This window comes from Oceanobacillus piezotolerans, assembly GCF_003665065.1.
Classification (GTDB): domain Bacteria; phylum Bacillota; class Bacilli; order Bacillales; family Amphibacillaceae; genus Oceanobacillus; species Oceanobacillus piezotolerans.
On record NZ_RCHR01000008.1, the window covers coordinates 53717 to 66037 of the forward strand.

11 protein-coding genes, 1 pseudogene and 1 riboswitch are annotated in these 12321 nt (G+C 38.0%); of the genes and pseudogenes, 4 read left to right on the forward strand and 8 right to left on the reverse strand.

Annotated elements, in window-relative coordinates; translation table 11 throughout:
* Positions 1-214: 214 nt before the first annotated feature.
* Complete coding sequence (locus D8M04_RS17490; RefSeq protein ID WP_121524709.1) at positions 215-2275, forward strand: catalase; 2061 nt, start codon at positions 215-217, stop codon at positions 2273-2275.
* Positions 2276-2580: 305 nt separating this feature from the next.
* Here the strand turns inward: D8M04_RS17490 and D8M04_RS17495 are convergent, their stop codons facing one another.
* The 3 genes from D8M04_RS17495 to D8M04_RS17505 all read right to left on the reverse strand — a co-directional run bounded on the left by D8M04_RS17495 (position 2581) and on the right by D8M04_RS17505 (position 4216).
* A complete protein-coding gene (locus tag D8M04_RS17495) occupies positions 2581-3444 on the reverse strand; it encodes an MBL fold metallo-hydrolase (RefSeq protein ID WP_121524710.1) in 864 nt (287 codons plus the stop codon).
* 116 nt (positions 3445-3560) lie between these two features.
* A complete protein-coding gene (locus tag D8M04_RS17500; RefSeq protein ID WP_121524711.1) occupies positions 3561-3875 on the reverse strand; it encodes a DMT family transporter in 315 nt (104 codons plus the stop codon).
* A complete protein-coding gene (locus D8M04_RS17505; RefSeq protein ID WP_121524712.1) occupies positions 3875-4216 on the reverse strand; it encodes a DMT family transporter in 342 nt (113 codons plus the stop codon). Before D8M04_RS17505 ends, D8M04_RS17500 begins: the two co-directional genes overlap by 1 nt.
* A 112-nt stretch (positions 4217-4328) precedes the next feature.
* Positions 4329-4424, reverse strand: a riboswitch (guanidine-I (ykkC/yxkD leader).
* Between the two features lie 182 nt (positions 4425-4606).
* Between D8M04_RS17505 and D8M04_RS17510 the strand changes: the two genes are divergently transcribed.
* Positions 4607-5641: a YkvI family membrane protein gene (locus D8M04_RS17510; RefSeq protein ID WP_121524713.1), complete on the forward strand. Its 1035-nt coding sequence runs from the start codon at positions 4607-4609 to the stop codon at positions 5639-5641.
* Positions 5642-5996: 355 nt separating this feature from the next.
* Here D8M04_RS17510 and D8M04_RS17515 read toward each other — a convergent pair whose 3' ends face one another.
* Complete coding sequence (locus D8M04_RS17515) at positions 5997-6893, reverse strand: mechanosensitive ion channel family protein (protein WP_121524714.1); 897 nt, start codon at positions 6891-6893, stop codon at positions 5997-5999.
* Between the two features lie 345 nt (positions 6894-7238).
* The gene (locus D8M04_RS17520) at positions 7239-8306 is read right to left on the reverse strand and encodes an aldo/keto reductase (protein WP_121524715.1); all 1068 of its coding nucleotides are present in this window, start codon (positions 8304-8306) and stop codon (positions 7239-7241) included.
* A gap of 162 nt (positions 8307-8468) precedes the next feature.
* Between D8M04_RS17520 and D8M04_RS20495 the strand changes: the two are divergent.
* Positions 8469-8630 (forward strand): annotated as a pseudogene (locus D8M04_RS20495) (sporulation protein); the annotation flags it as partial.
* 87 nt (positions 8631-8717) lie between these two features.
* The gene (gene cdaS / locus D8M04_RS17525) at positions 8718-9332 is read left to right on the forward strand and encodes a sporulation-specific diadenylate cyclase CdaS (protein ID WP_121524753.1); all 615 of its coding nucleotides are present in this window, start codon (positions 8718-8720) and stop codon (positions 9330-9332) included.
* Positions 9333-9743: 411 nt separating this feature from the next.
* On the opposite strand, the gene D8M04_RS17530 is transcribed toward cdaS, so the two are convergent.
* The 3 genes from D8M04_RS17530 to D8M04_RS17540 all read right to left on the reverse strand — a co-directional run bounded on the left by D8M04_RS17530 (position 9744) and on the right by D8M04_RS17540 (position 12277).
* Entirely contained in the window at positions 9744-10376 is a 633-nt protein-coding gene (locus D8M04_RS17530; protein ID WP_121524716.1) for an FMN-dependent NADH-azoreductase, read from the reverse strand.
* 458 nt (positions 10377-10834) lie between these two features.
* Entirely contained in the window at positions 10835-11368 is a 534-nt protein-coding gene (locus tag D8M04_RS17535; RefSeq protein WP_121524717.1) for a GNAT family N-acetyltransferase, read from the reverse strand.
* A gap of 111 nt (positions 11369-11479) precedes the next feature.
* Entirely contained in the window at positions 11480-12277 is a 798-nt protein-coding gene (locus D8M04_RS17540) for a class I SAM-dependent methyltransferase (protein ID WP_246001331.1), read from the reverse strand.
* Positions 12278-12321 lie beyond the last annotated feature (44 nt).

Below are 12321 nucleotides of genomic sequence, written 5' to 3' on the forward strand. Positions count from 1 at the left end.
GTTCGGCGTAAAAAGGAAAGAGCCAACTATCTAGGATATCAGGCAACTAAGGAAAGACTGGGTAGCTTACCGAGGATCTAAAGCAATTAAGAGAAGTTTTTTGGGCAACTTTTTGTGGAAGAAGTGCTTCAGGTAATGTCTTGTTCTAGCTAGAGAATAGATTCATAGTATGTAAATGAAAGCTTAAATCTGATCGCTGGAAAGAGGTGATTACATGGATAAGAAATCATCAAGAAACCAAAAGCCTATTAACCCAGATGTTAAGCAGGAGCAATTGGATCAATACCGTGTACAAAATAGCGGGAAGCCAATGACGACACAAGAGGGGAAAAAAAGATCACAAGATCAAGACCAATTAAAAGCCGGTGTGCGCGGTCCTACATTACGTCAAGATTATGAGTTTTTTGAAAAGATGTCGCATTTTGTCCATGAAGAGATACCAGAAAGAGTGGTTCACGCAAGAGGTTATAGCGCGCATGGTGAGTTTGAATGTTATCAGTCTATGAGACATGTGACAAAAGCGGGGTTTTTACAGGAAGCAGGCAAAAAGACGCCATTAACTGTCCGATTTTCTACTGTACAAGGGGCTAAAGGCTCCTACGATACAGCAAGAGACTTACGTTGTAAAGGAGTTAAGCTTTATACAGAAGAAGGAAATGTCGACCTCACGACGATAGCAATGCCTGTTTTAATTAATCAAGATGCGATGAAGTTTCCAGATGTAATGCATGCATACCAAGCAAAGCAAGCGGATGATATACCAACAGCTAGCGGCGCTCATGATCGTTTTTGGGATTATGTGGCTAATAACGATGAAGCACTTCATATGGTGCTGTGGATTATGTCTGACCGAGGTATAATAAGAAGCTATCGAATGATGGAATCATGGTCTATAAATACGTACCTATTTGTTAATGAACACGATGTAGCTACCTTTGTAAGGTATGTTTGGAAGCCTATCCTTGGTGTTCATTCCCTGCTGCAGGATGAGGCATTGAAATTAGGCGGAATCGACCCTGACTTTCACAGAAGGGATCTCAGGGAGGCCATTGATAATGGTGCTTATCCTGAATATGAACTAGGCGTTCAGTTGATTCCAATGGAAGATGAATTTATATATGATTTCGACATACTTGACCCTTCAAAATTCTGGCCAGAAGAGCTCATCCCTCCCCAAATGATAGGTAAATTGACTTTAAATAGGAACATAGATAATTACTTTACCGAATCCGAACAAGTCGCATTTAACCCTGCAAATGTCGTTCCAGGAATAGATTTTTCCAATGATCCCGTTTTGCAGGGGAGATTATTGGCGTATAGAGATACCCAACAACATCGACTTGGCAGCGCCAATTACGTTGAATTACCTATTAATCAGCCATTGTGTCCGTTTCATAATAATCAGCGACGAGGTTTTATGAGACAACGAATCGATATTGACAAAGTAAACTATCATCAAAATTCACTAGCAGGTAACACACCATATACGGTACCTCCAGAAGAAGGCGGCTATAAAGATTATCCAGGGAAAGTAGATGGCTATAAAATAAGAGCCAGGAGCGATTCTTTTAAAGATTATTTCTCCCAACCAAGGATCTTTTGGAATAGTTTGAACCCTGTAGAAAAACAGCATACTATCGAGGCACTCAGCTATCAACTAGGAAGTGTAAAGAGTGAGTCCGTTCGGCAGCAAGTAGTGGATATACTTGTCAACGTTGATACAGAAATGGCATATATGGTTGCGGACAATATTGGTGTCAATCCCCCGAGTGGGTCTCATGTTCCCATTTCTATAAGCTATCCTTCTCTTAGCCAGGCAAATACACCTAAATATGCCTATACGCAAAAAGTAGGCGTATTAATTGGCGATGGTTTTTACAGTAATGAGGTGATAAATGCCCTTAACATCTTACAGCATTATGGAGTTTTTATTGTCATTATAAGTGATAAGCTTGGTACGGTTACCGGTAATGATGGCAGTGTACTCAACGTGGACAAAACCTTTCTTACCTCAAGCCCTTACCTCGTTGACTCACTCTACGTCGTTGGTGGAAGTTCTAAGAATCAGGGGAAATTCAATCAAGACATAACAAATTTTGTACAAAATGCCTATGCACATTATAAACCAATTGGCATAGCCTCAACAGGACAGTCTTTTATTCAGCCGACACAGAATAATAATTTAGCTGGTGTCATATTTTCCATAGACAATCCGAACTTTGGAGAAGAATTTGTCTCTGCCATCGCCCAACATCGCTTTTGGGATAGAATATGAATACTGTTATTCATTCTAATCGAAGGAAACCATAAACCAATAACTTCCCAATTATCTTAATACCGATGAAACGCTGTTCAAATGGGTCCTTATTGGTAAGCAATTTATAACCCTACCTTAAATTATATAATGCCCCCTTTTTTAAATAATTAAATTTGTGTACTCATTCCATTGCTATTAAAAAAATAGGGAAAATTAATCTTGGGCGGTGACGACCGACTAGATTGATTTCCCCTATCATTTATTACCAGTAGTAAATAAAGATTTATATCACTGGCAAAAAGCTGGAAATTTATCAAAGAGAATTAGTTTGTATGTTTATTTTTATTTACATACTTTCCGTAATCTGGAATAGCAATCTCCTCAAACTCATTTACTAGCTTCTCTAGGCCGTTCGAAAGCTCTTGACCATATACTGGCATTCCATGACCTGTTACAGCAACACTAGGTTTAAGATTATGCAACTTTTTAACAGACTCCCAGGCTGCATCCCAATCGGTTGTCAGATATCTTGGTGGCCCATTGATTTCCTCTTGCTGTGTAACAACCTTATAAAGGGAGTCTTGTCTTACGGTAACAAATGCATCTCCCGCAATAAGGGAATGATCTTCATCCCTGAATAATGAAATATGGCCAGGTGCATGTCCAGGTGTGTGAATCCAGCGCCAACCAGGCATAGCAGGGATACTTCCGTCAGCGGGAAGAGCCTTGACATTACCTCCCAAATTAACCGGTTCATTAGGGAACATTGGAGATATCTTAGCAATTAAGCCGCCTTCAACACTTGAATCTGGCTCAGGATAATTCTTTATTCCAGTTAAGAAAGGCAACTCCAGCTCATGAGCATACACAGGGACGTCCCAATGTTTAACTAATTCAACAATCGCTCCCACATGATCAAAATGACCATGAGTTAAGATAATTGCTTTAGGTCGACTGTTAGGGCCAAAGCGTTCTTCGGTAACAGAAATAATTTTATTTGCCGAATCTGGCATCCCAGCGTCTACTAAAACAAAATCATTATTTTCTGGATTTCCGACTAGGCAAATATTAACAATTTGAATCGTGTGGCAATATAAATCAGGTAGCATTTCCACACCCAACCCGCTACTTACTGAAGTTGCAGGGATATATTTGTAATCATCACCATAAGAAATATCCTTCGGCATGCTTGTCCTCCTGTCTAGGTAAGTTATCGTTTGTTACATTGGATATATTCCCTTTAATTTCACCTTATATTACAAAAACCTTTAATTATTATTGAAGATAATCTTACATCACTTAATTATGAGACTATCTTTAAACCAATAGCAGCCCCTAACACCATCGCTATAAAAACAATTCTTTTCCAATCTTTTGATTCACCATATAAAAGCATTCCCAATATTGCTCCACCAGAAGCGCCAATTCCTGTCCATACCGCATAAGCTGTCCCCATAGGGAGTGTTTCCATTGCATGAGATAGAAATATGAAACTTGCTCCAAATCCAAGTACTAATAGAGCAAGGGATTTCCAATTACGGTCCTTGTGAAGTTTATTTATCATAGCGACACCAAACATTTCAAATAACCCTGCCAAGACTAAAGAAAACCATGCCATTAGGATTCAGCCCCTTTCCGATCGTTATCCTTTGTTACTAATTTCAAACCAATGACACCTGCTAGTAATAGTAAAATCAAAAGCATTTTACCCATTTGAATTGGTTCTCCAAAAAATAGAATTTCAGAGAGTACCGTCCCAGTTGTACCTAGTCCTACGAAAACGGCATAAACAGTTCCTACAGGAAGTACTCTACCAGCCATAATCATTAAATAAAAACTAATGATTATGCTAATAATCGTTCCCGTCCAAGTCCAAAAGTCATCTGCGTGTTTTAACCCAATAACCCAAAAAACTTCAAAAAAGGCAGCAATCACTACTTTAGTCCAGTTATTATTCATATACAAGCACCCCCAACACTATTATTGCCCTAAACTATTAGAAACCTGGCACATGGCGAATGTCTAGTTGCTCTTTCTTAGATGCAAAAAAGCCTAGGAGATCTGTTTAAAGATCTCCTAGGCTTTTATCCGTCCGTGGCACGTCTAACGTGAGTTTTCCCTTGGACCAGACCAACTTAATTGTTGCGGAACCCTAGAAAACATTTAGTTTATGCAATTGCCATCATAGTAACATAAGATAATCCATTCTTCAAGGTGGCGTTTTTAAGGGATTCAGTAGATCACTGTTTAAAACTTAACTACTATTGTCCAATAGTATTAATCTCAACCAAGAAAGCTTGTCTTTTCCTCTGCCGTTCATCATACATATAAAAAAGGGGGGATTGAGTAATGAAACAAGGGATATCTGTACTGCTTGTCGCAGCAACATATATTGGAACAGTTATAGGTGCCGGCTTTGCTACAGGTAAAGAGATCGTTACATTTTTTAGCAGATTTGGTGCGGTCGGGGCACTTGGTATTTTGATTAGCTGTTATTTATTTATTCTACTAGGGAATAAGATAATGGTTATATCTACCCGTATAGAAGCCTATTCCTTTAAAGAATTCAATGATTATATTTTTGGAAATAAGCTCGGCAAACTTATTAATAGCATGATCTTTATTATTGTTATTTCCACTACATCTGTCATGCTCTCAGGAGCTGGTGCGGTTTTTCACGAACAGCTCGGTATTCCATTTCAGGTTGGAATTATTTCCACCCTGCTTCTTTGCTATTTTGTTGTGTTAAAAGGTTTAGATGGAATATTTGCTATTAACGCTTATATTGTACCTTTGATTATCTTGTTCGGGCTGTTTATATTTTTTTCCATGTTTGATCATCAACCAGGTAAACTATTAGATTTGCTGACATTGACAGTACCAGACCATATCCATTGGTTGATTTCGCCTTTTTCTTATGCATCATTTAATCTTATCACTGCACTTGTTGTACTTGTTCCATTAGGCAAGGAGATAAAGGATGAACGCGTCCTTAAATGGGGGAGTACTTTGGGTGGTATTGGTCTATGCGTTATTTTACTGTTAAGTCATTTTTCATTAATCGCCAATCCCAATAGCTTCCTTTTCGATATTCCTATGGCAGAAATTGTAAAACAACTGGGTTCACTGATTCACATCATGTTTGTAGTCGTTATTTATGGAGAAATTTTTAACACGGTTGTTGCCAATGTGTATGGTGTTGCGCGACAGTTAAAAACGAGCTTTCACTTAAAATATCAGCATGCTGTATGGTTAATTCTGCTCGTTATCTTTTGTATCAGTCAAATCGGATACGGACAATTGCTTAGTACCCTTTATCCGTTCTTTGGCTATGTTGGTTTATTCTATCTCGTTGTCTTACTCTTTAAACGTAAACCTGAATGATAGGTATACGTTATTCATTTTGTTTTTGATCGTTTTCATGCGTTCTCTTATTTACCTGCCAAATTTTCACCTTTTCCTATAGGCACGACTTCTTTTCAAAATACACTTAATCTATCTGAGCTAAGAAGCATTGCGGAGACCCAAACACCATCCATATTGGGAAGATTCCAATGGTTGAACCTGAAGCAAGCCCGATATAATTCAATATTCTTGCGTTAGAATTTGAATCATTTCGAGCTCTTCTGATCCTTTAAGATACAATACAGTAATCACTTATCGTTGCAGGCAATCCTAAAGCTTCCTCTTTAAGAGCAGGCATAGACCAATATGGCACAACCAGCCTCAAGGTCAGAAATCACTGCTCATAACCACGTTTCTGGTACATTTGTGCCTTCTCTTCACCTGAATACATAACAACTCGAGGGGAAGGAATCTCAATACCTGCCTTATATAAATGGTCCTGCATTTCTTTTCGGATATTACGTTCTGCTGCCCATTGAGATGCAGGCAACGTTTCAGTAATCACACGAATCACAAAGTGTGATACATCCAGATTCTGTACTCCAATAATCTCCGGAACTCCAACAAGATAATCATACTTCTCTGGCAATGTTTCAGCAACTTCATTAATAATTCTCTCCGCTTCATACACACTGCTCTCATACGGAATATTAATATCTACTATCGCCATTCCATTATGGATAGAATAATTGATTACCTGTGTAACATTTCCATTTGGCAAAATATGCATCTCGCCAGTCCAGCTTAACACCTTAGTTACACGTAAGCCAATCTCCTCAACTGTTCCTTCAATCCCCGCAACACCAACATAATCGCCGACAGAAAATTGATCTTCAAAAATAATAAAGAAACCGGAGATGACATCTCGCACCAGGTTTTGTGCCCCGAAACCAATAGCTAAACCAAGTACCCCTGCACCGGCAAGCAGTGGACCTACATTAATGTTGAAAACACTTAATATCATTACAATGGCCACAAAATACACAAAATAGGCAATGATACTTTTAATTAATTTTGTTAAGGTGTTTTCTCGTCTTTTACTTATGCGAAGCGGACCCTTTTGTCTATTTGTGAAGAATCGGTCAATTAGTTTTCTAACGACTTTCACAATAAGCACTGCCAAAAGAACAATGACAACAATTTTGACGAAACCAGTAATGATATTTGTCCATAACACTGGACCTGTCAAGTAATCCCAAAATGATAAAACCTGATCATTAAATTCTTCCATATTAAAAACCCCCAAGACTACTATGTATATATTAAATTATAAGAATACACAAGGTACACTCTATTTTCTATATGTCCAAGTCCCTATTTTAATTTCCTTTTCCTGCTAATATCCATTTCTCTTCATTAAAAGAGGCATATTTATATCTACCCTTTTATCTATCTTCAATAAACCAAATTATTTTTAAGTGGGTTGGCCGAAGAGAATTGGATATCCAAAAAGCACACCCCAAAAAATAGAATTCTTCCTACCTTGAGGGGTGTGCATCTTTATATTCTGTCTGCAAATTCCTTTAGGGCGGTCCCTTCCCATATTACATCGAACTAACAGGCATTATAACCAACATTATTCGATGCCCATTGATTTCCTATATCCTTCAAGGTATGGAATTTCAGATGGAGAACCTATTTCAATTGTATTCATGGCACGATGCCAAAGAGGGTAAAAAGGTTCTGGACGGGCAACAGATTCAATTTTGTCATGTTCATCTTTTGTTAAGACTATTTCAAACGAATCAATATTTTCACGAAGTTGCTTTTCATTCCTTGCCGCAATAACAACTGGGCCTACATTAGGGCGGTCCTTCACCCATGCAAGCGCAATTTGTGGAATAGTCGCGTTTCGTTTATCTGCTACTTCTTGAAGGGCATCAATTACATTATACAGTCGTTCTTTATCTAATACCCATGGTTCAGGCCAACCATCACCTTGGCGGGTATTCTCTGGAGCTCGCTTCTCTCGGCTAATTTTACCGTTAAGCAGACCTTCGCCGAGTGGACTCCAAATCATCGAGCCAATCCCTAGTTCACTCCCAGCCGGCAGCAGCTCATATTCCGCTTCTCGCGCTTCCGGGCTATAATATATCTGCTGACAAATCGGTGGGATATAACCGGACTGCTCTGCAACTGTAAATGTTCTGGCAAGCGCCCAGCCACTGTAATTTGAAACACCCCAATATCGAATCTTACCTGATTTAACCAAGTTAGTCATCGTTTCAATCGTTTCCTCCACTGGAGTACGGCCGTCCCAAATGTGGATAAAGTATAGATCAAGGTAATCCGTACCAAGACGCTGAAGTGATTGATCGATAGAAGCCTCTATATTAATTCGCGATGCACCGAGAGAGTTTGGATTTCCACCTAGATGAAACCCTGTTTTTGACGTTAATAGCACTTTATCACGACGTCCTTTAATAGCGGAGCCTAGTACTTCTTCCGCGTTCCCTTTGGAATAAAGGTTAGCAGTATCAAACATGTTGATTCCTGCATCTAAGCACATATCCACCATTCTCTCCGCTTCTTTACCCTTCACATTTCCTGCTGCTTCAAATCCGTTTGTTCCGCTAAAAGGAATCGTCCCTAAAATATACTTAGGAACTCGAAGACCGGAATTCCCCAAATAAACATATTCCATGATATCCTCTCCTATGTTGTTGATACTATTTATTTCTGTTTTACCTAATCATAAAAAGGATAAACATGGAGGAGCTGGCTAATCTGCATACCCATAGAGATTAAGGAATAACAACTATCAGCACCAAATTCAGCATCGCTGATAGTCGATGAAACGGGAGAGAATCATGTTGTCTGGTTTGAAGACACCCGAAGTATTGCGGCAAAGATGCAGCTAGTACGTGAATATCAACTTCAAGGAATTGAAGCTTGGCAGGTTGGGCTTGGATTCTCTCAAGGACCATGGCTTTTAACCAAGTTTTTTACTATCAGAAAGGTAACATAAAACATATCTGCAGTATACGATTTAAGATTACTGGAGATATTAAAGAAATAAAAAAAGATAGTAAAAGTAGGAAGTGATCACATGGTTATGGAGACTGGGCTTACCGAGCCAATAAAAGCACAATTAAAAAAGAATTTACGGCAGGTAACAGTAGAAATTGAAGAGATGCTCAATTCAATGGATCATAATGATTGTCGTATTCTTAGTGAATTTGGGCACGTGCACGATATATTTAGTAAACTCCAAGAAACAACGGCATCTCATTATCTAAATGCATATTTATCACCTTTTACAGATTCCTATCAAGCGTTGTCCACTGCCATTCAGCATTTTTCAGAACGAAAACACGGTGCATTAATGGCAATACAACGAAAAGAACCAATAGAACCCCTCATACATTCAGGTACTCCAATTTTAGCAACCGTATCACATGCATTGCTAGAATCTATATTTTATCCCGGCAGCATTCTACACGACGGAGCAGTATTGATTAGAGAAAATACCATCGTCTCTGCAGGAAATGTACTTCCTTTAACCCAAAAGGATGCAAAAGGAAAAAAACTTGGAACGAGGCATAGGGCCGCGGTCGGTTTATCAGAAAAAAGCGATGCCATTGTATTGGTAGTATCTGAAGAAACAGGAAGAGCCTCCTTTGCATTGGATGGAGTTTTATATCCAATTCAACCGGGTGGGCCAACTTAAAATAATCATCTTGATTTATATACCGCTAAACAAAATTCAAGCTCCTCCCATTAACTGCATGATTAAAATTCTTGAAGATATGGAAGCCTGTTAATCATCTGGAACCCTCTTCCTGTTTTTTAACGTAACGTTAGATGGGAATTTATTTTAGCTACAAATAACATGCAGTAGATTCTTATCTGTAACATTTTGCGGATGCAGAAAGAGAGAATATAAAGGTTAGAATTATGTATTTTGTGTTCTATCTTTAAGAAAAAATCTTATGTATGTGCAAAGTATGAGTAGTAATGAGTCCCTTCTACATCCAATATAGTTTTTCTTATACTTTCCTGCTTAAATAAAAACGCGTCCTTCATCATGTGATGTAGGATGCGTTTCTAGAAACCCTAACTTAAAATGCTTTACTAATAATTAAACCGTTACTGCCGACAATCGTTTTGCTGCGGCTTCCACTCTTGCTAAACCTTCCGCAATAATCACTTCCGCTTGATCTGGTGCTTGAGCATGACCTTCGATAATAACTTCATCCACAATTTCCATACCAAATACGCCACCTAGAACGTTTTTCATATAGGTTGCAGCCATTTCCATCGGTGCTGCTTCTGGTGTGGAATAAATACCACCACGCGCATTTAGAATCACAGCCTTTTTGTCCGTCAATAATTGTACAGCTTGGCCGTTTTCATCATATTTAAATGCGTAACCAGCTTGGTACACATAGTCGATAAATGTTTGTAATTTAGCTGGTATTGTTAAGTTCCATAGAGGAAAGGCAAATACAACAATATCTGCCTCTGTAAAGGCGTCCATTACTCTTTGTTTTGCAGCTAAAATACGTTGTTCGATATCTGTCAACTCTTCGCCTGATTCTACTTTTCCGAAAGCGTTGAATAAATCCTGACCTAAATAAGGCATATCTTCGGCAAAGACATCATAAGTTCTTACATTCACACCTTGTAGATTCTCCATGAATGTTTCATACATTTTACTTGATACACCTTCTGAAGCTGGACGGTTATTTGCTTTTACTACTAATACGTTCATTTATTGTAATTCTCCTCTTTATTTTTAATTAAAACATCTCATATTAATAATATACTAAACTAGTATAAAGTTCAACATTATGACCCTGCCTACTTCTGGGCATGCAACCTTTTATGGAATTTTTATAAATCATTATTCTAACAAATTAAGATTATTAGAGAAAAAAACAGGTAATGTAACGGTTTAGGGATGACGTTAAGTTGAAAAATAACAAGTGTGAAAGGTAGCCATTTTTGCACGTGGACTTTACAGCCATTTAACCTGCGATAAATATCCCTAAATGCCATATAGTATATTATTGCAGGATTAAATATCAGTGTTTTTAGTGGGAATCTTTTTGGGACTAACAAAAAGACCAGACCCATAAAAGGCCTGGCCTAAATTCAGTATTGAATTCATTTTACTGAGAAGCTGTTTTAGATAGAATCTTAGCTCCGCCTGCTATTACAAGAATACTATTATTTATCTAATCCCTTCCATTCATTCTCTAACATACTCATTTCCCACATATTCCAGTATTCATCCCCACATTTTCTGTAATCTCTGAGTAACCCTTCTTTTGTAAACCCAGCTTTTTCATAACAAGTAATTGCAGATGTGTTAAAATCAAATACACCAAGACTAACCCTGTGTAGTTTAAGTTCATCAAATGCTACTTTGAGAATTTCGTTCATCATTTGTAAACCTATCCCTTTACCTCTAACATTCTTATCTCCTACCAGCACTTTCCCTACCCTTGCCGACTTGTTGTTTCTGTCAATATTCCCTAATGATATGTGCCCTATAACAGACCCAGTTTCCTCTTCTACCACACAGTAAATCAAAAAACGAGAATGATCATTGTTTGCATCTTTTAGGTATTCCTCCAATTGTTGTTCAGTTAATGGGAAACTAAACATGGACCCTCCCCACTGCGATAGAAATTCAGGAGTTTCAATCCAATCTATAAGCTGTTGAAAATCGGAACGTTTAAAAAACCTCAATCTAATCATCTAAAATCCTCCTCGATTCTCGAGTGTATCTCTACTTCAAACACTACTGCTCATGCTAGTCATCAACTGTGGGGCATCTATTATATAACTATAAACCAGTTTTTTTGTTTATCATTTCTTGATAGCAAGTTTTATCGATATATTTATCTGTTCCTTGAAAACACCATCTCCATTAACATTCAACAATTCCTCTTTTAAATGTTGTTCAAACATACGAACACTATCGCCTAAAAATCGTTTAGATCCATAGGAGGTTGAATACAGATTTCCAATTATCGATTCCACTGTCCAGTTTTGCTCATAAGTTGGTATCTCGTGCATATCCAAATCAAATTTTGAATTCGATATAATTTCCTGGTAGCTAACTTTTGGATGAGAATAGGTTGTGTTTCCTGCCCTTCTTTCTTTTCCATACCATTGTTTTACTACCTCATTCAATTTCTTTTGCCAAGGTAAAAGTTCCTTATTTGGAGAATAATTATCAATGATTGCCACACCGCCACCATTGGAAATCATCTCATATAAAGTTTCAAGAACCTCTTCTCTATCCATCCAGTGAAAAGCCTTCGCAATTGTTACCAATCTAAAACTGCCTTCAAATATTTTCCTATATGAATTAAGTTCTCCATTAAACCACTCCAGGTTATCTGTTCTAAGTTCCTTTACCAGCCGTTTTGCTTCTTGTATCATTTCAGGCTCTGTATCTATCCCAACTATGCTTTCAAACCAATCAGCAAATCTCAATGCAAGTTGTCCAGTACCACACCCTAAATCGAGCATTTGACCTTTACCATCTAGATTAAACTTATCGATTAAATACCTTACCAAAGTTGCAGGATATATAGGTCTATAACGTGCATAATACCAGGCTGTTCCCTTGAATAATTCATCACTATACTTTGTCTTCACAAAATAACCCCCTCTCATTTTTAAACAACTGTATAATATAGCCA

What these genes read in the sequence shown, in the direction of transcription:
- D8M04_RS17490 (WP_121524709.1), top strand. Translation starts at nt 215, where the DNA reads ATGGATAAGAAATCATCAAGAAACCAAAAGCCTATTAACCCAGATGTT.
- D8M04_RS17495 (WP_121524710.1), bottom strand. Translation starts at nt 3,444, where the DNA reads ATGCCGAAGGATATTTCTTATGGTGATGATTACAAATATATCCCTGCA.
- D8M04_RS17500 (WP_121524711.1), bottom strand. Translation starts at nt 3,875, where the DNA reads ATGGCATGGTTTTCTTTAGTCTTGGCAGGGTTATTTGAAATGTTTGGT.
- D8M04_RS17505 (WP_121524712.1), bottom strand. Translation starts at nt 4,216, where the DNA reads ATGAATAATAACTGGACTAAAGTAGTGATTGCTGCCTTTTTTGAAGTT.
- D8M04_RS17510 (WP_121524713.1), top strand. Translation starts at nt 4,607, where the DNA reads ATGAAACAAGGGATATCTGTACTGCTTGTCGCAGCAACATATATTGGA.
- D8M04_RS17515 (WP_121524714.1), bottom strand. Translation starts at nt 6,893, where the DNA reads ATGGAAGAATTTAATGATCAGGTTTTATCATTTTGGGATTACTTGACA.
- D8M04_RS17520 (WP_121524715.1), bottom strand. Translation starts at nt 8,306, where the DNA reads ATGGAATATGTTTATTTGGGGAATTCCGGTCTTCGAGTTCCTAAGTAT.
- cdaS (WP_121524753.1), top strand. Translation starts at nt 8,718, where the DNA reads ATGGAGACTGGGCTTACCGAGCCAATAAAAGCACAATTAAAAAAGAAT.
- D8M04_RS17530 (WP_121524716.1), bottom strand. Translation starts at nt 10,376, where the DNA reads ATGAACGTATTAGTAGTAAAAGCAAATAACCGTCCAGCTTCAGAAGGT.
- D8M04_RS17535 (WP_121524717.1), bottom strand. Translation starts at nt 11,368, where the DNA reads ATGATTAGATTGAGGTTTTTTAAACGTTCCGATTTTCAACAGCTTATA.